Source organism: Niallia sp., from assembly GCF_031978665.1.
Taxonomy (GTDB): domain Bacteria; phylum Bacillota; class Bacilli; order Bacillales; family Cytobacillaceae; genus Niallia.
Map to the genome: position 1 here is coordinate 14,704 of NZ_DALZDK010000010.1, position 22,141 is coordinate 36,844.

The 22,141-nt window shown below is 34.8% G+C and carries 19 protein-coding genes, 1 pseudogene and 1 riboswitch; of the genes and pseudogenes, 6 read left to right on the forward strand and 14 right to left on the reverse strand.

The annotated features are described in order from the left end of the window. Together RTL21_RS07230 and RTL21_RS07235 are read right to left on the reverse strand one after the other, a co-directional pair. Nucleotides 1–284: pseudogene (locus RTL21_RS07230) on the reverse strand (hypothetical protein); the annotation flags it as partial. 507 nt (nt 285–791) lie between these two features. Next, entirely contained in the window at nt 792–2,126 is a 1,335-nt protein-coding gene (locus tag RTL21_RS07235) for a 5'-deoxyadenosine deaminase (RefSeq protein ID WP_312094771.1), read from the reverse strand. Nucleotides 2,127–2,189: 63 nt separating this feature from the next. After that, nucleotides 2,190–2,288, reverse strand: a riboswitch (purine riboswitch). Between the two features lie 231 nt (nt 2,289–2,519). On the opposite strand from RTL21_RS07235, the gene mgtE reads away from it, so the two are divergent. The 5 genes from mgtE to RTL21_RS07260 all read left to right on the forward strand — a co-directional run bounded on the left by mgtE (nt 2,520) and on the right by RTL21_RS07260 (nt 8,700). Continuing rightward, nucleotides 2,520–3,878 carry a magnesium transporter gene (gene mgtE, locus RTL21_RS07240; protein ID WP_312094773.1) on the forward strand — a complete coding sequence of 453 codons (1,359 nt, stop codon included), beginning with the start codon at nt 2,520–2,522 and terminating at the stop codon, nt 3,876–3,878. 317 nt (nt 3,879–4,195) lie between these two features. Beyond that, nucleotides 4,196–5,365 (forward strand): FtsW/RodA/SpoVE family cell cycle protein, encoded by a 1,170-nt coding sequence (locus RTL21_RS07245; protein ID WP_312094775.1) that lies wholly within the window; start codon nt 4,196–4,198, stop codon nt 5,363–5,365. Nucleotides 5,366–5,663: 298 nt separating this feature from the next. After that, nucleotides 5,664–6,116: a Dps family protein gene (locus tag RTL21_RS07250; protein WP_312094777.1), complete on the forward strand. Its 453-nt coding sequence runs from the start codon at nt 5,664–5,666 to the stop codon at nt 6,114–6,116. 222 nt (nt 6,117–6,338) lie between these two features. Beyond that, nucleotides 6,339–6,998 (forward strand): potassium channel family protein, encoded by a 660-nt coding sequence (locus RTL21_RS07255; protein ID WP_312094779.1) that lies wholly within the window; start codon nt 6,339–6,341, stop codon nt 6,996–6,998. Nucleotides 6,999–7,194: 196 nt separating this feature from the next. Next, on the forward strand, nt 7,195–8,700 hold the full coding sequence (locus RTL21_RS07260) for a mechanosensitive ion channel (protein WP_312094781.1): 1,506 nt from the start codon (nt 7,195–7,197) through the stop codon (nt 8,698–8,700). 202 nt (nt 8,701–8,902) lie between these two features. Here the strand turns inward: RTL21_RS07260 and RTL21_RS07265 are convergent, their stop codons facing one another. From RTL21_RS07265 to RTL21_RS07300, 8 genes are all read right to left on the reverse strand, one after another. Then, nucleotides 8,903–9,688 (reverse strand): divergent polysaccharide deacetylase family protein, encoded by a 786-nt coding sequence (locus RTL21_RS07265; RefSeq protein ID WP_312094783.1) that lies wholly within the window; start codon nt 9,686–9,688, stop codon nt 8,903–8,905. A 344-nt stretch (nt 9,689–10,032) separates the two neighbouring features. After that, entirely contained in the window at nt 10,033–11,106 is a 1,074-nt protein-coding gene (locus RTL21_RS07270) for an ABC transporter substrate-binding protein (RefSeq protein ID WP_312094784.1), read from the reverse strand. Beyond that, nucleotides 11,103–11,906, reverse strand: coding sequence for an ABC transporter permease (locus tag RTL21_RS07275; RefSeq protein ID WP_312094786.1), 804 nt, complete (start codon nt 11,904–11,906; stop codon nt 11,103–11,105). The genes RTL21_RS07270 and RTL21_RS07275 overlap by 4 nt, the downstream gene beginning before the upstream one ends. A 1-nt stretch (nt 11,907) precedes the next feature. Then, complete coding sequence (locus tag RTL21_RS07280) at nt 11,908–12,705, reverse strand: ABC transporter permease (RefSeq protein ID WP_312094788.1); 798 nt, start codon at nt 12,703–12,705, stop codon at nt 11,908–11,910. Further along, the gene (locus RTL21_RS07285; RefSeq protein WP_312094790.1) at nt 12,695–13,801 is read right to left on the reverse strand and encodes an ABC transporter ATP-binding protein; all 1,107 of its coding nucleotides are present in this window, start codon (nt 13,799–13,801) and stop codon (nt 12,695–12,697) included. Before RTL21_RS07285 ends, RTL21_RS07280 begins: the two co-directional genes overlap by 11 nt. 47 nt (nt 13,802–13,848) lie before the next feature. Next, nucleotides 13,849–14,391: a helix-turn-helix domain-containing protein gene (locus RTL21_RS07290; protein WP_312094793.1), complete on the reverse strand. Its 543-nt coding sequence runs from the start codon at nt 14,389–14,391 to the stop codon at nt 13,849–13,851. A gap of 316 nt (nt 14,392–14,707) precedes the next feature. Beyond that, entirely contained in the window at nt 14,708–14,953 is a 246-nt protein-coding gene (locus tag RTL21_RS07295) for a hypothetical protein (RefSeq protein ID WP_312094795.1), read from the reverse strand. Between the two features lie 447 nt (nt 14,954–15,400). Then, nucleotides 15,401–16,123, reverse strand: a complete 723-nt coding sequence (locus RTL21_RS07300; protein WP_312094796.1) for a hypothetical protein — start codon at nt 16,121–16,123, stop codon at nt 15,401–15,403. 218 nt (nt 16,124–16,341) lie between these two features. Here RTL21_RS07300 and def point away from each other — a divergent pair, with 218 nt between their 5' ends. Beyond that, nucleotides 16,342–16,923, forward strand: a complete 582-nt coding sequence (gene def, locus RTL21_RS07305; RefSeq protein WP_312094798.1) for a peptide deformylase — start codon at nt 16,342–16,344, stop codon at nt 16,921–16,923. Nucleotides 16,924–17,029: 106 nt separating this feature from the next. Here def and RTL21_RS07310 read toward each other — a convergent pair whose 3' ends face one another. The 4 genes from RTL21_RS07310 to RTL21_RS07325 form a co-directional block, all read right to left on the reverse strand. Beyond that, the gene (locus tag RTL21_RS07310; RefSeq protein WP_312094800.1) at nt 17,030–17,914 is read right to left on the reverse strand and encodes a peptidylprolyl isomerase; all 885 of its coding nucleotides are present in this window, start codon (nt 17,912–17,914) and stop codon (nt 17,030–17,032) included. A 187-nt stretch (nt 17,915–18,101) separates the two neighbouring features. Further along, a complete protein-coding gene (locus tag RTL21_RS07315; protein ID WP_312094802.1) occupies nt 18,102–19,598 on the reverse strand; it encodes a S1C family serine protease in 1,497 nt (498 codons plus the stop codon). 279 nt (nt 19,599–19,877) lie between these two features. Then, nucleotides 19,878–21,299: a sensor histidine kinase gene (locus RTL21_RS07320; protein WP_312094804.1), complete on the reverse strand. Its 1,422-nt coding sequence runs from the start codon at nt 21,297–21,299 to the stop codon at nt 19,878–19,880. Next, a complete protein-coding gene (locus RTL21_RS07325; RefSeq protein ID WP_312094806.1) occupies nt 21,289–21,975 on the reverse strand; it encodes a response regulator in 687 nt (228 codons plus the stop codon). The genes RTL21_RS07320 and RTL21_RS07325 overlap by 11 nt, the downstream gene beginning before the upstream one ends. Nucleotides 21,976–22,141 lie beyond the last annotated feature (166 nt).

A 22,141-nucleotide genomic window follows, 5' to 3' on the forward strand; every position in this document is an offset into this window, starting at 1 on the left:
AATGTTTCCGTCTCATCAAAATCGACCCATACAAAATCCCCGTATCCATAAACATCTTCTATTGCTAATGGTGCTAATTTATTGTTTGGAACATATTCGAATTGTGTATGTATATGAAATTCTCCATCTTCATACCGATGCTTTAACAATAAAATAGAGGAAAGAGTGTCAGCCAATACTCTGTAAAATTCTCTAAACTCTATACCGTAAGAAAGGACAAAACGTTCTTTCTCATTTAGATGGATATAAACCACATCTCGAATATCATTATTACCTTTTTTCATAAAGTAAACCTCCAAACATTATTAGCTTGTAAACGGATAGCTTTAGCTTACTTTCTTGTTACTGAAATTGCTTTTACTCCATTTTATTTATCTGATTACAAGAATTTTTCCCTTGTTCTATGTTACTAGACTTTAATTATCGGTCCGCTTCTACATACTTTCCATCATACATCTAGTTGTGCTTATTGTAACCATTTTAGTTTAACAAATATTAGGAAAAATAGCTTACATAATCTTTAAATTAGAAAAAAAAGGAATAAACCAGCTTAGCTTAAGCGCCATTCCTTTTTTCAAGATTAATATTTGCTAAAATTTTCATTTATAAGCCATTCTTGGATGGCTATCAGCCAAACTTTTGATGATATCTGTCATTCTTCCCTTTTATCTGTCAAACTTAGCGCGTTATCAGCCAAACGAACCAACTCATTACAAACAAAAAAACACCGCAACAGGCAATGGATACATTCCTACTATCCACTCTCCCTAGCCACGATGTTCTGTCACTTATCAACTTATTTTTGTTTTACTTAACAGCCTCTTGATACTTTTATCTGCTTCCATCAATACTATAGGTCTATCCACTGTTGTCATAACCTTATTTTCCATCACTATTTTACCATCCACTATTGTTGTTTCTACATCCGCTCTTGTTGCAGAATAGACTATTCGCGAAATGGGATCCACATCATAAGAAGGAAAGGTATGAAAATTTTGCAGGTTTAAAATAGCTAAATCTGCTCTCTTGCCAATTTCCAAACTGCCAATTTCTTTTTCCAAGCCAACTGCTTTAGCCCCGCCAATGGTCGCCATTCGAAAGACCGTTTTTGCATCCATTGCAGTTGGACCATGAATAGGCTTTTGAATAAGTGCAGCTAATCTCATTTCATTAAACATATCTAAATTATTATTACATGGAGCACCATCCGCTCCTAAGCTCACAGAAGCATGGTTACAAAGGAGATGGTGCGTATCTGCTATACCTGATGCAAGCTTTAAATTAGAACCTGGACAATGACTAACATGAACACCTTTTTCTTGAATAATTCGTTTCTCCTCTTCATCCAGCCAAATGCAATGCGCCAATATCAACCGGTCATTTGCTAAGCCAAGATGATCTAGGTAGACAACATTCCTCATTCCTGTTTCTTCTTGGACAATTTGAATCTCCCCCAGGTTTTCAGATGCATGGGTGTGGACTAATACATTATATTTATCCGAAAGATTCTTTACCTCTTTCAGTAATTCCTCTGTACAAGAAACGACAAATCGTGGTGAAAATGCATACTGAATTCTTCCATTATCAAAGCGATTCCACTTCTCCAACAAGTCAACACTTTGTTGAATAGACTCCACCGTGTTTTCCTGTAATGCCAAAGGAACTTCAGCGCCTTTATCCATCATCACTTTTCCAGAAACCGCTCGTATCCCACTTTCCGCTATGGCACGAAAAGCATGCTCTGTATGATGGACTGTTTCCATATCTACGATCGTCGTTGTTCCACTTTCCAGCAGTTCACCTATGCCAAGCATCGCTGAATAATAGATAGACTCTTCATCATGGGCAGCTTCGAGTGGCCAAATTCTTTTTCTCAGCCAATCCATCAATTCTAAATCATCCCCCTTTCCCCGAAACAATGTTTGACATAAATGGATATGTGTTTGAATAAATCCTGGGATTACCGTTCTATTTGTCGCATCGAGTATTTTATCCACCTGTTTCTTTTGAATATTCGTTCCTATTTCTTTAATGATGTTCCCTTCAATATAGATATCCCCCGTAACAATTTCCTCTGCTTGATTCATCGTTACTATTTGTGCATTTTTGATTAACAGATTCCCCATTTATTTCCCCCCATGCTTGTTCAAATTTCGGAATAAACACAAAAAAAGCTACGAAAAATATGCTAATTAAGCATATTTTTTCGTAGCAAGAAATTTACGGTTTCCAGTAGAGACCCTTAATCCAATTATTAAGGATATACGAAAAAAGTTGCGATTGTGTGGCAGATACCTGCAGCCATTCATGTTATATCCTTATTTTAATCCAGAATTAAATCTTTTCAAGTTAATTGTCAGAATATTTAACATTGTTTTTTTCACTTATTTTAAAATTTTTTCTCAAAATCTCCTTTTTTACAAAGAATTATCCATTTCATTCTTTCGTTAATTTACATATAATAATACAGGGTATATGTCGAATAATTGCCTAAAACCTCGGAAGGGAGAGTGAGAAGTATGATACACCAAATGACCGAAAACCAAATCACACTTCACATCATTCAGACATTAAAAGATAATAAAAAATCTGAATTTGAATCCATCGTTGATGAGCTACAACCATATGATATAGCTCAAATTTATGAAAGTCTCCCCGAAAAGCATAGGGTTCGTTTTTTACTTTTTTTAAAAGTCGACTTATTAGCCCATCTCTTAGAAGAATTAGACAAAGAAGAACAGCTTGAAGTTCTTAATACATTAGGAATGGACAAGACAGGGAAAGTTCTAGATTTAATGGATAATGATGATCTAGCATCCCTTTTAAACGAACTAGCACCAGAAAGAATTAAAGAACTTCTTTCTGAAATGAAAAAAGAAGAATCCATCATTGTACAAAACTTAATGAACTACCCAGACGAAACTGCGGGACGCCTCATGACCAACCGTTTTGTCTGGATTCGTGATTATTACACTACCCGGGAAGCAGTGGATAAACTAAAATCTTTCGCAGATTTTGCAGAAACATTAAGCTATCTATATGTAATTGATCAAAATAGAAAATTAGTCGGGGTTGTTTCGTATCGAGACCTTTTGATCGCCGAACCACAGGATAAAATTCGTGACATTATGTACGAACGGGTTATAAGCGTAACAGTGGACCAAGACCAAGAGGAAGTAGCGCAAACCGTCCAGAAATATGATTTCTTAGCCATTCCAGTAGTTAATGAAGAAAATGTATTAATGGGAATTGTAACTGTTGATGATATGATTGATGTCGTTTTTCAAGAAGCAAACGAAGATATCGAAAAGCTCTCTGCTGCAGGGAAATCAATTGATTTTGATACAAAAGCAACCGTTGCTGCCTATAGAAGACTTCCATGGCTAATCTTACTTTTATTTATCGGCGTTGTATCCGGAAGCATCATAAGCAATTATGAAGATGTACTTACAAAAGTTGTTGCTTTATCCTTTTTTATGCCTATGATTTCAGGAATGACTGGTAATACAGGAACCCAATCTTTAGCAGTGGTTGTTCGCGGACTTATTTCTAATACGATTAATAAAAAAGTTGTTACTCAATTAATATTTAGGGAATTATTAGTCGGCTTGATCATTGGGATTACATGCGGTGTCCTCATAACACTTATTGCTTATGTCTGGCAGAGTGATCTCATGCTTGGCTTAGTTGTAGGTCTTTCCTTAATTTGCACCCTTATAATCGGAACACTATCAGGGACCATTATTCCCATCATTCTGTATAAGTTGAATATTGACCCAGCAGTTGCCTCTGGGCCATTAATCACAACACTTAATGATATATTTTCGCTATTTATTTACTTCGGAATCGCGCAAATTTTCCTTTATCACTTAATGTGAAAGCAGGGACTGTCTTACAAAGACAGTCTCTTTTTAGTGTTTGGTATATATTTTAAGTTTGGACCATATATTTGGTTGGGATCATATAGTTGGGGTTTGGATCAATTCCTTTCCGCTTTGGATCATATAACTGATTTTGGGACCATTTCCTTCCTGCTTTGATCTCCATTCTAAGAAAATCGTTATTCCCAAATAAGCAAAAAAATAATTTATTACCCCAGCATTTTTACAGGATTATGAAAAATAAGGAAACCAATCAGCCTCCTTTTCCGTCTATATAAATAAATATAAGAAATTTGAACTAGGGGTTTGCTAGAATGAGAACAAAAAAAGGATTTTCTGACAGATTCGATTGGACACTCTGTCTTTTACTTATGTTGTTTTGCTTAGTTAGTTGCATAGCTATATACAGCGCACAGGGGCCAAAAGATTCTTTTTTACAATCACAAATTATGTGGTATGTAATTGGCTCTATCGTGATAGCAATTATTATGTATTTTGATAATGAACAAATTCAACAAATAACTTGGGTTCTATATGGGATAGGTGCCATGTTATTAATAGGACTACTTATTGCTCCAGTAACAGAATTTACACCCGAAAGAAACGGAGCGCAAAGCTGGTATATTATCCCCCATGTCGGGAGTATACAGCCCTCAGAATATATGAAGGTTTTTTATATTTTAGCCCTTGCAAAGGTCATAAATAACCATCATACAAAGACTATCCATAAGTCACTACTAACAGATTTTATCTTAATGTGTAAGCTTGGCATCGTAGCTGGGATCCCGATAGGCTTAGTTATTGTACAGGATTTTGGTACAACGCTCGTTTTAATGGCTATCTTAATTGGAATGATGTTAGTTTCAGGAATCTCATGGAAAATACTCGTCCCGTTATATGGAGCTGCTGCAGCCTTTGGTTCCATCGTTTTTTACTTAGCGATCTTTGGGAGAGAGCTGTTAGAAAAATATTTAGGAGTCGATCCCTATCAATTCGATCGCATTAATTCTTGGCTTGATCCCCAGAACGCTGGCGACGCAGGATTGCAGCTGGTTAAATCATTGATGGCCATAGGCTCCGGGCTTATTAGTGGAAAAGGATTGGGAAATGAAGAAGTATATATCCCAGAAAGACATACTGATTTTATTTTTACTATTATTGGCGAGGAATATGGTTTTATCGGCGGTAGCATTGTTATCATTCTTTATTTTTTCTTAATATACCACCTCGTTAAAACGGCATTACAAACAGCGGATCCTTACAGTATTTATATTAGTGTCGGGGTCATAAGCATGATTACCTTCCACGTTTTCGAAAATATTGGCATGACCATACAATTATTACCGATAACTGGGATCCCCCTTCCTTTTATCAGTTATGGGGGGAGTTCTTTAATGTGTAATATGATGGCAATGGGCCTTATTTTTAGTATTCGTTATCATTATAAATCCTATATGTTTTCTTCCAATTCCCTTTCATTCTAATGGGAATATTGGCTTTTTCCCAGACTCAGTGTACTGCTCCTGAGTCTTTTTTAAATTTGTCCATTTAATGAAATCTTTCTTCCTATTGTTTCCTTTCCTATACAATTAGGGTATATATTTTAATAGGACAACAAAAAATAAAAGGTAAAATCTTACCTTCCACCTTTGATAACAACGACATGACAATCATTTATTCAATTGTAATAAAAACTAAATTATAATAATTATAAATAAGTATTGATTTTAAATTAAAACTTGTTATAATTAATATATAATCAGTCGAAGGGAGTTTGTTAATATGGGATTACAAACAAAAGTAGAATTACAAAAAGAATTAAACGTACAAATTGCTAACTGGAGCTTATTATACACAAAACTTCATCAACATCACTGGTATGTAAAAGGGCCATTCTTCTTCACGCTTCATGAAAAATTTGAAGAATTATATGATGAGGCTGCTGAAGCAGTCGATGAAATTGCAGAACGCCTGCTTACTATTGGCGGAAAACCTGTTTCTACATTAAAAGAGTTTATCGAAACATCCACATTACAAGAAAGCACAGAGAAATTAACTGCGAACGAAATGGTAAAATCTTTAGTAGAGGATTATAGCCATATTAATACACAACTAAAAGCATTAGCAGAGCATGCTGATGAATTAGAAGATGTTATTACAAATGATTTAGCTGTCGATCTTATTGGCAAAATCGAGAAGCATTTATGGATGTTAACTGCGTATCTTTCTGAATAACCTTCCTTTTAGAATGAATAAAACCACTTTTTCCTCTTACTATCGAAAAAGTGGTTTTATTATTCTCCCAAAAATAGTTCCTCTTAACCATCTCCATATTCCTTCATTTTGTCCTTCTTCGTTATTTACAGCCTCCTTAAAGAAAAAATCATTTTCATTCTTTTCAATAAAAAAGTATAATGATGGCAAAAGTATGTATTTTTCATCCCTAGGAGGATTAACATGAAAAAACAATTTGTTGTGATAGGACTAGGAAGCTTTGGTGGCAGTTTAGTGGAAGAGTTTCATAAAATGGGAGCAGAAGTATTAGCCATTGATCAATCTTTAGAGAAAGTGGAAAAATATCGAGCATTTGCTACGCTTTGCGTCCAAATGACACATATCACGGAAGCATCCCTAACACAAATCGGTATTCGCAACTTTGATCATGCTTTTGTTTCATTTGGAGATGATGTAGAATCTAGTACCCTTACTACGATGCTTTTAAAGGAAATGGGTATAAGCCAAGTTTGGGTAAAAGCAGCCGATGTATATCATAAACGCGTTTTAGAAAAGATTGGCGCTGACCGTGTGATTCATCCAGAACAGGATATGGCAAAAAGAATTGCGCATCATGTTATTTCCGACAGTATGATTGATTATATTCAGCTTTCTAAAGAACATGGAATTGTCGAAATGGTAGCTTCACCTAAAATACATAACAAATCTATTTTAGACTTAGACGTACGTGCAAAATACGGCTGTACAATCATCGGCATCCAGCGAGCAGGAGAAACAATCGTCTCACCATCCGCAAATGAAATAATCCGTCAAGGCGATATTCTCATTATGGTAGGCAGCAATAATTGCTTATATGATTTTGAAGAAAAAGCGTTAAGATAAACCTAAAAACACAACAATAATGAAATGAAAAGTAACTTGCCAAAAAAAAATATTTACACATTAAATGAGAAGGCTTACATCAAGACCTTCTCTTTTTTCATTTATCCTCCAAATCTATCAGCGCCATTACCCGCAACGTTTAATCCTTCAATCACTGGGTATTAGTAGTATACATTAAAAACAAGGAGTGAAGGATATGAACTATTACTGGAATTGGAATTCCTTTTGGGACAAACTACCTGATTTTATTTTAGCGGTGGTTGTCTTAATCGTAGGATGGATTATTGCTAAAATCATTGAAAAAGCCCTATATAAAGGACTGCAGAAAACAAATTTGGATGAGAAAGTTTTCCCGGAAGGAAAACCCCGAAAATATTCATCTGAAAAAATAATTAGTAAAATAGTTTTTTATTTATTATTGGTTTTCGTCTTTTCTCTATTTTTTAATATCTTGAATTTAACGGTTATTACGTCGCCTTTAGTGAATATGCTTTCATCTATTCTTGGGGCTATTCCAAATATTTTAAAAGCAGCATTAATTCTATTAATTGCATGGGTCATTGCATCGGGATTAAAATTTCTTATCAAAAAAACTGGAACTACTTTAAAGGTTCACGAGAAACTGCAAAAATGGAAGCTTGCAGAAAAGAATAACCCGCAAAATCTAATGGATAAAGTCGCTAATATCGTTTTCTACTTAGTATTGCTATTATTCTTACCTGCTGTTTTAGATGCACTTAATTTAAATGGAGTTTCCGAACCATTTGCCAATATGCTTCAAAACATGCTTGCCTTTTTACCGAAACTACTAGCAGCAGCACTGATTGTATTAGTCGGTTGGTTTGTCGCAAAGATTGTTCGTACCATTCTAACAAACTTTTTACAAGCAATCGGCACAGAGGCTTTAGCTAATCGAATAGGCATCAGCAAGCTTCTTGATAATGTAAGCCTATCTTCCGTTATTGGCAATATTGTGTTCATTTTCATTCTCATCCCAACAGTTATATCAGCGCTTGAGAAATTAGATATCCAAGGAATCTCCCAGCCCGCTATTAACATGTTAAATGACATTTTAACGATGATTCCTAATATCGCTACTGCCATTATCCTCATCTTGGTTGGTATTTGGATAGGTAAATGGGTGAAGCAACTGGTTGTTACCTTATTAGTAAAGCTTAGTCTAGATACGTATGTACGAAAAATGGGCATTAACGCCAATACTAGTATTTCTAATATCATTGGAACCATTGTACAAATTCTGATTGTTTTCTTATTGGTTGTACAAGCCTTAAATATTGTAGGACTAGAATTTTTAGTCACATTATCTACTGCTGTTATCGCTTATTTACCAATGGTTATCGCTGCTGTTATCATCATTGGCATTGGCTTATGGTTAGGCTATCTCGTTCAGCAATTGCTAAGCAGTATTTTACAAGGTGCTCATTTCAAAGTATTACCAATTATCGCGAAATATGCGATTATCACTCTTTCTGTGTTTATGGCACTTGACCAATTAAGAGTGGCGTCTTCTATCGTCAATTCTGCCTTTATCCTAATCCTAGGTGGACTTGCATTAGCGTTTGGACTTGCTTTTGGTCTAGGCGGCAAGGAATTTGCTAAAAAGAGACTAGACAAACTAGATACAAAAATGGAGCAAACATCTATTCAAAAGCCAAATGATGATAATCCTTTAAATAATTAATAAACTTAAATGGGGACAAACAGGATAAGTTTCTGTCCCCATTTCCTCTAAAGGATAAAGCTATTTTGTCATTATTTTCAAAAAACCTATTGTTATGAAACCAATTTCATAGTTTAATCTAATAAAGAGAGCACAGACCAGCGTCATATATCGTTTTCGCTATAGCGTGATGGTTTTGCTCTTTTTTTGTTGTGATCTTACCTTATGGTAAATCGGTATCAAGAAGTTCATAGCCTTCTACTAATGTAGAAAGTGGTACAATATCAGCATCTTTTTGATAAACCGGAATGTACTCCTTTAAAACACTCACCACAGAAGGACCAGAAATTCCCACATGGCCAATAGCAATAAATTCTTCCTCTTTATCCAGTCTTTTAGCTAGCCGACTAGCTTGCTTAGCAATATGCTGATTTGTATATATATGATCAAAAAAGAGGTCATTTTCTAAATAAGGTACATTCAATTCCTCGGCTATTTCCTTTATAACGCTTTTACTCGTTGTTTTGCTGTCTAAATAGTAGAGATCATGCTTATGACATTCTTCTAAGATAATTCTCATCACTCGTTTATCTTCTGTCGCTTTCGAGCCCATATGATGATTCATTCCCACTGCGTAAGGAATACTTTCAATTGCAGCCTTTACTCGTTTTCTAATTTCTTCATCTGATAGATCTGTAGTAATGGCACCCGGTCCAAGCCAGCTCTTTTTCCCTTTTTTTGGTTCTAGTGGAAGATGGATAATTACTTCGTGCCCTTTTTTATGTGCTCGAATAGCATCATCTTTACTGGTAGATAGAAAAGGCATAATAGCAACCGTAATGGGAACAGGTAAATTAAGCATTTCATCTGTACCTTTCATGTTATTACCGAAATCATCAATAACGATTGCTAGCTCTTTTCTCACTTGATTATTAGATGAATCTACCTCTTGTGCGGAAATCCCTAATGGAAAAGAAAGAAAACAGAAGAAACAGATTATTTTTTTCATTTTTGACCCACCTTGTTTTTCTGTTAGTATTTTCCGCAAAGACAGGTTGCATACAAATATATGGAGAATCATTTATATGTAAAAAAACAGTTCGCTACATTTTAGCGAACTGTCATCTTTAAATAGGCTGTTTTCGTAAAGTTTGTTGCTATTACCCGCAGTTCAGAATACACTTCGCTTTCCGTGGGGCTCGCGCTGAGCCTCCTCAGCTTCGCCTCCGGGGTCTCAGACTGTCTCGCTAATCCCCGTGGCGTCTACGTGTATTCCGGCTGCTCCATTATTTCAACTAATTCTTTTCTCCTATTGAAAAAACAACAATCTTTTAGAAAACAGCCTTAAATTATTTACTTTCGGTGCATTTTAAACTCAAGGAATAAATCATTATATTCTGCTAAAGAACGTTGACCAAGGTTTTCATATACCTCTAATTTAGAAGTCATTTCTTCATCTGGATAGAAGCGCTCGTCTCCCGTAATGTCTTCTGGCAAAAATTTCATCGCTGCCTTGTTTGGAGTAGAATAACCAACATATTCTGTATTTTGCGCAGCATTTTCCGCATCCAGCATAAAGTTTATAAACTGATGGGCTCCATCAACATTCTTAGCCGTTTTCGGGATTACCATATTATCGAACCAAAGATTAGAGCCCTCTTCTGGGACAACATATTCTACATCTTCATTTTCCCACATGATTTCAGCAGCCATACCAGACCAGAGAACACCAATAGACGCTTCTCCATTTTCGATGAGCATCCGAATTTCATCTCCGACAATGGCTTTTACATTTGGAGTTAGTGTATCTAATTTCCCCTTCGCTTCCTTCAAGTGTTCATGATCTTTATCATTTAAAGAATAATGCAAGCTATTTAAGCTCATCCCCATAATTTCACGGGCACCATCAATAAGCATTATTTCATTTGTTAAATCTTTATCCCATAGATCATTCCAAGAAGTAATTTCCTTATTATCAAGCATCGTTGGATTATAGACAATACCAACCGTCCCCCAAAAATATGGAATCGAATATTGATTATCTGGATCAAAGGAAAGATTCATAAATCGACTATCTATGTTTTTTAAATTAGGAAGTTTAGCATGATCAATTGGAATTAATAATTCCTCTTCCTTCATTTTATCAATCATATATTCAGAGGGAATCGCAATATCATAGCTTGTTCCCCCCTGTTGAATTTTTGTCATCATCGCCTCATTTGAATCAAATGTTTCGTAGATAACCTTTATTCCTGTCTCCTCTTCAAATTTGGTAATTAAATCTGCATCAATATAATCTCCCCAGTTATATACGGTTAACGTATTGCCACTTGTATATCCTCTGCTTGAATTTAGCTGATGGACAATAAATAATAGAATGAAAGACAGTGCAAAGATAACAATTAATCCGCGAATTAGAGACTTCATTTTCTCACCCCCGCTTGTGGAGCTTTATGGACACGTTGCGTAATGAAATAATAACCAATTACAAGGAGCAAGGTAAATAAGAATAACAAAGTGGATAATGCATTAATATTTAAAGAAATACCTCGTCTTGCTAAAGAGTAAATTTCTACAGATAGCGTCGTAAACCCGTTTCCTGTTACAAAAAAGGTTACAGCGAAATCATCTAATGAATAGGTCAACGCCATAAAAAATCCAGCAAATATTCCTGGTGAAATATACGGAATAATAACTTTTGTAAGTACATCCTTCCAGCTAGCTCCAAGATCCAATGCCGCGTCTACTAAAGTTGGACTCATTTCCTCCAGCTTTGGTAAAACCATGATGACAACAATCGGGATAGAGAAAGCAATATGAGATAATAAGACAGAAAAGAATCCTAGCTTAATCCCAATGATTGTAAAGAAAATTAAGAAAGAAGCACCAATAATAACATCTGGACTTACAATCAGAACATTATTTAAAGATAAAATAGAATTCCGAATCCCCTTCTTCCGCATCATGGAAATACTAATTGCCCCAAGTACACCTATAATTGTCGATATCGCCGCAGATAAAAGGGCGATAATGACAGTATTTAAAACAATAATTAGTAATCTCGTATCTTGGAATAATTCTTTATACCAATCGAATGTAAAGGAATCAAAATCATGCATGGTTCCTCCACTATTAAAAGAGTAAAAGATTAAATAAAAGATAGGTGCATATAAAATGACAAAGACAATTCCTAAATATAAGACAGACCATTTTGACAGCTTTTTCATTTTATATCCCTCTCTTTCTGTTCCCTGTAAGAACCATGATGATAATCATACTAATAATCAAAAATACTGCAATCGTGGAACCCATTCCCCAATCCTGTGTGATAAGAAAATGCTGTTCAATAGCAGTACCTAATGTAATCACACGGTTACCTGCGATTAGACGCGTAATCATAAATAATGACAAAGCTGGTATAAATACAGCCTGGCACCCTGATTTTACCCCATTTAATGTAAGAGGGAATACAACCTTTTTGAATGTAGTCCAAGAGGATGCCCCTAAATCCTGAGAAGCATCAACTAAGCTAGGGTTTAACTTCTCTAATGCATTAAAGATAGGAAGAATCATAAAGGGGATAAAGATATAAACACTTACAAATAGAAAACTAAAGTCGGTAAATAACAGCTGTTGCTCGCCTATTCCCAGAAAATCTAGCATTTGATTTGCTGCACCATGTGTTCCAAATATCCCTAAAAACGCATACGCTTTTAATAATAGATTAATCCATGATGGTAGAATAATTAATAACAACCACAATTGTTTATGCTTCGTTTTTGTTAATAAATATGCAGTAGGATATGCAATAATCAAGGAAAAGAAGGTAATTAAAAATGCGTACCAGAAGGAACTTAGCGTCATCTTTAAATAAACAGGTGTAAAGAACTTCTGATAATTTTCAAACGTAAATGCCCCTTCAATATCAAAGAAGGAATAATAGACAACGAGTGCAACCGGGGCAATGACAAAGAGCGCAATCCAAAGATAATATGGGACGGTATACCATTTTGTACTACTTTTCATTGACTACACCCTCATACGCTTCTAGTCGTTTATCAAATTCTTCCTCCGTTTCTCCAAGACGCATAACATGTATGGCTTCCGGTTCAAAATATAGACCGATTTCTGTCCCAACAGTAGCTTTTTTGGTTGAATGGACAAGCCACTCATTTCCGTCTTCATCGTATCCGCAAATTTCATAGTGAACTCCTCTAAATAATTGAGAGTCAACCTTCACCTTTAACTTTCCAGCCTCAACGGAGGTTATTTCTAAATCTTCAGGACGGATTACTACTTCCACTGCTTCATTTTCGTTAAATCCACCATCCACACAATCAAAAGTTTTACTGCCAAAATGAACAATAAAATCTTTTTTCATCAACCCTGGAACAATATTGGATTCTCCGATAAAGTCTGCAACAAAGCGATTAATTGGTTCATCATAAATATCTGTTGGAGTTCCACTTTGCTCAATTCTTCCTTTATTTAATACAAAGATTTCATCAGACATCGCCAATGCTTCTTCCTGATCATGTGTAACAAAGATGAAAGTAATCCCTAATCTTCTCTGTAATTCTCTAAGCTCATACTGCATTTCCGTACGAAGCTTCAAATCCAATGCTGATAAAGGTTCGTCTAGAAGAATGATCTCTGGTTCATTTACAATCGCTCTTGCAATAGCCACACGTTGTCTCTGTCCACCAGACATTTCACTGATTTCTCTATTCTCATAGCCTTCTAGGTTTACGAAACGAAGAGCTTCTTTCACTTTCTCTTCAATTACTTGCTTCTTCCATTTTTTTATGCGAAGGCCAAAGGCCACGTTTTCAAATACATTTAAATGAGGGAAAAGCGCATAATCCTGAAAAACTGTATTTACTTGTCTTTTATTTGCTGGTATTTTATTAATCAGCTTACCGTTAAAATAAATGTTTCCTTCTGTAGGCTCCATAAATCCAGCAATTAATCGTAAAACAGTTGTTTTTCCACAGCCAGATGGTCCAAGCAGTGTATAAAATTTACCTCGTTCAATTTCAAAGCTTACGTTTTCCAAAACTGTTGTTTCTTGATCATAGCTTTTTGTTACATTCTCAAATCGAATAATATGCTGCTCAGCCATAATATCCCCCTCTTAATTTATTTTTTCTAATAGAATAGCTCCTCTCCTTATAAATAAGAATCGGTTACTACGAGAATCAATTCTGTCACACCATCTGCTAAATTTACTAATTGATGTTCCTCTGTAGCATGATAATAGATTGATTCCCCTTTTTTTGCCTTATACTCTTGCTTTCCTAATTTAAGTAAAATCTCTCCTTCGACTACGTAAGCGAATGTTTCCGATAATGATGGTTCAAATTGTTTAAATTCTCCATTCTTATCAAAGATCAGGCAGATTGGCTCCATTTCCTTTTCATTTGATTCCGGAACTAGCCATTGAATGCGATAGCCTTTCTCCTCATCTAAAAAATCGGTTACATCATCCTCAGTATAAACAACCTTTTGCTTTCGTTCTTCGTCATCGAAGAATTCTTTTGGTGTACATCCTAACACCTCTAAAATAGTAAAAAACGTTTCAATAGAAGGAGAACTTAAATCTCTCTCTAGCTGGGATATATACCCTTTACTTAAATCCGTTCTTTCTCCTAATTCTTCTTGTGTGAGCCCTTTTTTCAGCCGTAAATTCTTTATTTTTTTCCCAATTTCCATATTTCAACCTACTTTTTGTTTAGAAATAGTAAACTTGAAGACACAGGAGTTTTGTATTACTAAACTTAAAGTTTACTTTTACCCAATTATTATACAATACTTTGTATAACATGCAATCCTTTTTTGTCGCATTTCTAAATTTTTCATTCCCCAAGGAAAAGCACCAACAAAACAAAAAAGAGAATTCCCCTTAATATAAGTTCCCGTTTAAGATAATGATTAGTAAAGATTACATTATTCATACACATGAATATTAACTCCACTAACATATCCTATGAGGTACCTTTTTTAAGGAAAATTCCCTTTCACTCGTATTCTACATTCCATTATCAATCGGTATGTATTTTCCACTATCTATTTTTTCTATTTTTTTAAAATGAATTAGCTTCTTTAAAGATGCATTACAATACGCAGAAGCATCATAGGAATCTCTTCCAACTCTTATTCCAATCTCTGTAGGGCCAATCCCTACATTTCCCCCTTTTTCCTTATACAAATCACACAGTGCTTTATAAATATTTTCATCTTTTTCAGTAATTCGTAGTTTGGAATATTGCTTCAATCTTTATTCCTCCTATTGCTCCCATTTTACTGCAGGTACTTAACAGATTTCTTTTCCCTATCTTCATTCTTTTATCCAGTGGCAACTTTTTGTGTAAATTTTCAATACATCCATTTTTACTGTCTAAGTCTGCTAATTTAAGCATACTAATCCTTTAGGAAAATAACATGTATTTATGTATTTTTTTTTGAAAAATAGATATTATGTTTGAAAACTTCATTTGTTAATAGGTCGAAAGAATTATTTCAATATATTGAACACCTAGTCACCTGTCCTATTTTTTTGGAGAAAATATCCTGTTGTCTAAAAGATTGTATTTTACTGGTTTTTGCATTCCTTTTCCCACATTTAAAAATTTTCTAACCTATTATATCATTCTATATATAGAACGATATAATAGAAAAAGAAAAAACACTTGAACAATCCAAGTGTTTTTTCCATTTATCCTTAGTCCTCTTTATGCAATTTATGGTGCTTTTTAAACATGAAATGTTGCCCATATGAAGGAAATAGCTTTAATTTTTTCACTTCTTCCGGGTGTTTTATCATCATTTCTTTTAATAATTCTTTTGGCTGTTTATTTTCTGTATCAAGCCCTAATTCTTTCGCTTTACTCATAATTTGTGTATCTCTTATCTCGTCCGCAATTTGTTTAAAATCTTTTCCGTCTGTTTTGATCTTCAGTTTCTTTGCTTCAACCATAATCATTTTTTCTTGTACTTCTTTCCCTAATTGCTGCATTGTCTTTCCTTTTGTATCGATTCCAAGCTCTTTTGCCTTTTTCGAAATTTTAGCCTCAAAGACTTCTTTCATAAGAGTTTTTCCATCTTTACCCTCTGTATTAATTCCTAGCGATTTTGCTTCTTCCTTTAAGTGGGCAGTATGTACTTCCATCGCAATTTGTTGTAATTCTTTTCCTTCTGTTTTAATCCCTAGTTTTTTTGCTTCTTTCTTTATCAATACTTCATGAATCTCTTTTTTTATAGCAACAGGATCTTTTCCTTCAGTTTCAATACCAAGACTTTTTGCCAATTCTATTAAAAACTGTGTATCTTCTTGGGATATTTCCCTTTTTTCTGGTGTTGCTGGGGATGGGGCTGCACTAGTCAAAGAGCCAAAGCCTGTTAATGCTACGATTAAAGCTAGCATTAATAGCATTATTTTTTTCATTTTAATCTTCCTTTCCATTTTATAGATAATCTTATATCTTTCATATCATTTCCTGTTCTTGGTTTTATATGTAAGTTTTCTACTAAAAAATTTCCCCTGTATTGCTACTAGAGCATTTCCTATCAATAACTACATTATCTAATAGCAAACGATTAGACATACTAACTAGCTTCTGCTATTTTACATATATACAATATTAGACGGAGATGAATTATTACATGAGTAAATTTACAAAAGATTATATGATAACAATGGACGATATTGTGAGGGAAGGCGATCCCATCCTTCGTGAAAAAACAAAAGAAGTTTCGATTCCTCCTACTGAAGAAGATCAAGAAGTGCTGCAATGCATGCTACAATACTTAAAAAATAGCCAGGATCCCATTCTATCGGAAAAATATCAATTACGTGCTGGAGTAGGATTATCCGCTAATCAAATTGGCTTAGATAAGCGAATGTTCGCTGCATATATGAGACAAGAAAACGGAGAAGCCTTGGAATTTATGCTAATAAATCCCAAAATAATTAGTCATTCTACTGCAATGACCTTTATACCAGAAAGCGAAGGCTGCCTATCCATCGATCGACCAATCGTCGGCTATGTTCCTCGCTATCGAAGAATAACAGTTCGGGCCTATAATATTCTTGGGGAAGAAGTAAAGATTAAATTAAAGGATTATGAAGCAATCGTCTTCCAGCATGAAATAGATCATTTAAATGGGATATTATTTTATGATCATATTAATAGTAAGAACCCATTTGAGCTGCCTGCTAATGTAGATATTAGTCCGCTATATTAATAAGAAAGGCGGAGGCATCCGTTTAGGGGTGTGAAGCCCATCAGCTCCTGAGTGCCTAGAGCTAGACAATTAAAAAAGGGGATGGCATTTGCCATCCCCCTTTTATTTACTCAGCATCTTTTTCTAATTTGTTCTCAACTTTATATTTTGCAGTTGCCTCTGATAACCAAGTACTAGCTTGCTCTTGGACTTTTTGAGTTAACAACGCTTCTTTAATTTCCTCTTTTGACTCATCCAATGTTGCTTCTTTTGCTTCTTTTTTACCAGTTACTTTAATAATATGGTATCCATAATCTGTTTTAACTGGATCACTAATCTCGTCTACCTTCATCTCGAATGCAACTTTATCAAACTCTTCCACCATTTGTCCTGTAGAGAAATAACCTAATTCTCCACCATTCTCTTTCGTTTGTGTATCCGTTGAATATTCTTTAGCTAATTCAGCAAAGTCTCCGCCCTCATCTAGCTTCTTCTTCACTTCTTTAGCAGTTTTTTCATCTTCTACTAAGATATGGCTTGCTTCCACTTGTTCTGGTGTGTCAAAGCTTGCTTTATTATCTTCAAAATATGTTTTAATCTCGTCATCTGTAATTTCGATAGATGGCTCAAGAATTTTTGTTACTTTTAGATTTTGCTCAATTTGCTCTTTAAATACATCTTCTGTTAGACCATTTTGAGCTAATAGCATATCAAAGGTTTCTTGCCCGCCGTATTGTTCAACCATCTTGTCCAATTCTGCTTTGATTTCTTTATCTGTAACTTTCACTTTTGCTTTATCAGCTTCAAGGTCTACTACTTTATTAGAAATCATCGTATTTAATACGCTTGCGCCATATTGCTTATTTAGCTCTTCATTTAATTGTTCTTGCGTAATTTTTTCCTTTTCTACTGTTGCAACCGTCTCACTTCGTTGTGTTAGATAAACTGCTCCTACTATTAACGCTACTAGTACTACCGCTAGAATAGGAATAAGAACCTTTTTATTTTTCATATTAAGCTAAAATCCTCTCTGCACAAAATTTTGGATATAACAGGCATACCCCTATTATAACTCTTACACTATATTATCATATAATTATGACGAAATTATTAACGGATTTAAAAAAAATTCCATCCTACTATTAAATAAGATGGAATTTTTCCGACAATTTTTGAATGTTTCACATGAAACGTGTCGATTAATTGGTCGTGTTATTGCTTGTTAACGTTAATTCCACTTTTTGAGATTTACCATCTCTATAGATTTCTAATTCTACTTTATCTCCGATTTTCACTTCTGTATAAAGATATTTTCGTAAATCCGTGGAATTAGCTATTTTCTTCCCATCAATGGAAACAACTACATCCTGAACTTTTAATCCTGCCTCCGCAGCCGCAGAATTCGAATCAATATTCGTAATCATTACTCCTTCTGAAACCTCATTTGGAAGGTCCTGCAAATACATACGAGGTACTTCCTCTAAGCTTGCTAATCCTACTCCAAGGTATGGACGTTCTACTTTTCCATTTTCGATAATTTCATTTACAATTGGTATTAAATCATTACTTGGAATAGCAAAACCTAATCCTTCCACACCAGAATCACTAATTTTTAAACTGTTTATACCAATTACTTCGCCTGAAGAATTAATTAAAGCTCCTCCACTGTTACCTGGATTTATAGCTGCATCGGTTTGAATAACATTAAATTCCCAATCACCGGCAGACGTATTTACTGTAATACTTCGATCTACAGCACTTACAATACCTTGTGTTACTGTTCGAGATAACTCTAACCCAAGCGGATTACCAATTGCCCATACTTGATCTCCAGGTCTTAGTGTAGAGGAATCTCCAAAATTTATAATATCAGATGCATATTTGGCATCAATTCTTACTACTGCTAAATCAGTTAAAGCATCTGCGCCAATTAACTTCGCCTCTGTTTTATCCCCATTATAAAGAGAAATCTCTAACGTATTCGCCCCTTCAATTACATGGTTATTTGTCACAATATATGCATATTGATCATCTTTCTTAAATATAATGCCAGATCCTGATCCAGATTCTACATCACTAGAGCTCTGTGAAAATGGATTGGATTGTTGTTGAAGGTTTTCAATACCCACGATTGCTTTCGATGATGTTTCAACTATATCCGCAATGGATGCAGATCCATCACTTGTTGCCGTATTCGTCGTAGTATTTGCAGTGATAGTTCCTGATGGATTACTATCTACTTTATTAGAAAGCTCTGCTACTTGCTTTTCAAGCTTATCATAGGAATTATTGTATAGGTCCGTATGCGGAATCGTAAAAAACGTTAATGCAGACCCAACAACACCTGCAGCCAACAAGGAAAGGAAACCTTTTGCTTTAGAAGTTCCTTTTTGACTATTCATTTGTGCTCTTTCCGCTCGCCCTTCTTCAGAGGAGCTTGCTACCGCTTGCTCTGTAGCCTTAATTTCTTCCATTTCTTCTTTATCTAGATGAACTTGCTCCTTTTCTGCAGTAGCAAAAGAAGGTTGTTCCATTTCTTGTGATACCTGCATTTCTTCCTTAGCTGTCTGATCTTCATTATTCATTATCTCTTGTTCTGCCGCTTTATTCTCTGTAAAGTCATCTCCACCAAGACCCACTTGTTTTTCTTCTGGGTGATCTTTCTCCCATTCATTTCTTTTTTCAGAATCACTCATCTTCGCTTCCTCCTATTTCCATTTCGAACATTTATTTCAGTTAATTATTATTCGTTTCATTTCTAATAACTTGTTTATACATACATAGTAACCATCATATATGAATAAATTATGAACAAAGTTTGAAAAGACCTAGAAGAATTTTAGAACATTTTATTCCAGTTGTGTTAAGTGAATTGCTATCCGATGATTTCCTCCAACTACTTTAAATATACTCCTCGGAAAACCCTAACTGTGAACTCCTTTTCAGCCTATTTTATACAAATGAAGTTGGCTCTGTTACTTTTCCTTTGGAAGAGGGAAGAAAAGTGTAAAGGTTGTTCCTTTTCCTTTTTCACTCGTTACTTGAATATCACCTTCATGAAACTGAACTAATTGCTTAACAATGGATAAGCCGAGTCCAAATTCTCCATATGGGTTATTCGTTCTTGAGAGGTCTGCTTTATAAAATCTCTTCCAGATGTTTTCTATTTCATGAGCATCTATTCCAATACCCGTATCCTTGACTTCAATAATTGTTCTACCTGCTTCCATTCGCCCTGTTAACCAAACACTTCCATTTTCGGTAAACTGAATACTATTCTTCGTAATATTCATAATGATTTGGATTAGTCGATCATAATCTGCATAAATTATTGCATCACGACCTACCTCTACATAGATTTTCACTCCCTTTTCTTCCGCTAAGATTGTTAGCTGTTCATAAATAATCTCCAATACTTCTTCAAGGGGAATAAACTCCTTCATTAGGATAATTTGATTAGAACGAATTTTATCATAATCAAGATTCTCGTTTACTAACCGGAGAAGTCTTTTTGCCTCTTGGCTAATTAATTTAAGTCCTTTTTCCCGTTCATTTTCTTGTATCATATTATTATTTAATCCTTCAATCACTCCACTTATCGTCGTTAGAGGGGTCTTTAACTCATGAGAAACATCAGACATAAATTGTCTTCTCCGATTTTCTAGCGCGTCAATCGCTTCTTTTGACTCCCTTAGTCTATCTACCATCTGATTAAAATCTTGGCCTAGCTCTCCAATCTCATCAAAAGTCGAGGATGATACTTTTACACTGTAATCTCCTTCTGCAACATGGCTTGTAGCTTCCTGAAGCTTTTTTATCCGCTTTACATGTACGCGTGAAAAAATAAAACTCATTAAAAGAGCAATCGCAAACACTAAAAAGAGAATATAAATTAAATAGCGATTAATTTCCTGAATCATTTCTTTCGATTCTACAAGAGGAGAAGTTAAGATAATTCCTCCAACCACTACATTATTAACAGAATACGGAATGGCAACTAAGGCCACCTCTTGGTCTCCTCTTCTTGTACTTGGTTTAATGACTGTACTGCTGCCATCCTTTATTTCGTTCCACTCTGCTGGAGTAATATTGATATCCAAATCTTTTCCAAAAGACCAAATTCGATTTCTTTGCGTATTAAATATGCCGATCGTTATCCCTGTTCCTTTAAGTTCTTCTGAATATTGTAATAATGTTGAATAAGTAGCAGCAGACCATAAATCAGCCCCTTGAACATCCTGAACAATATTAGATCCATATCCTTGGAGTTCGTCCGCCTTCATGGAAAATACTAATTTCTCAATATAATGGGAAAAAACTAGACTCAAAACTAACAGAGCTACTAGAATGACACTTAAGTGACTTATAAGCTGCTGATAGATGTATTTAATTCTCATGGACTACCACCGTTTCATCGAATTTATATCCTACACCCCATACTGTATGTATAAAGGGCTGACTATCTCTTCCTATTTTCCTTCTAAGTCTTTTAATATGGACATCAACCGTCCGGTCATCTCCATAGAACTGAAATCCCCATACTTGCTGTAAAATCTGCTCTCTGGAAAACACTTGTTTTGGATGTTGAACAAAGAATGCAAGTAAACCAAATTCCTTTGGAGTTAACCCTAGTACTGGCAGATTATAAATTAATACTTCTCTTGTTTCCTTATCTAATTGAATGATTGAACTCTCGCCTACATCTTCTACATTTGACTTTCTTCTCCTAATTGCCTTTATTCTAGCAATTAAAGCTAATGGGCTGAAGGGTTTTGTTACATAATCGTCTGCTCCCATTTCTAGTCCCAGTACTTGATCTGATTCTGTATCCTTTGCCGTTAGCATAATAATGGGTGTTTCTTTATCCGTTTCTCTTATTTTTCGACATACAGTTATTCCATCTAAATCTGGAACCATCCAATCTAAAATAATCATATCATATTTATTTTGTAATAAATGTTTATATCCTTCCATGCCATTATCAAAAAAGGTTACCTGAAACCCCTCCTTAATAAAAAACATTTCTAGCATGGAACAAACACTCTTATTATCCTCTACCACTAAAATGTTCATAGATACGCTCCTATTTTTTCTGCTTGTTACTAATTAAAGCTACTTTTACAAATAGAATCAATAGGATTCCACCCTATTTAATGGATTGTTAACGGATAGGAAATAGTTTGTTCATAATTTTTCTAAAAGCTTCTCTATATTACTTAAATCTTTTTTCCATTATAGA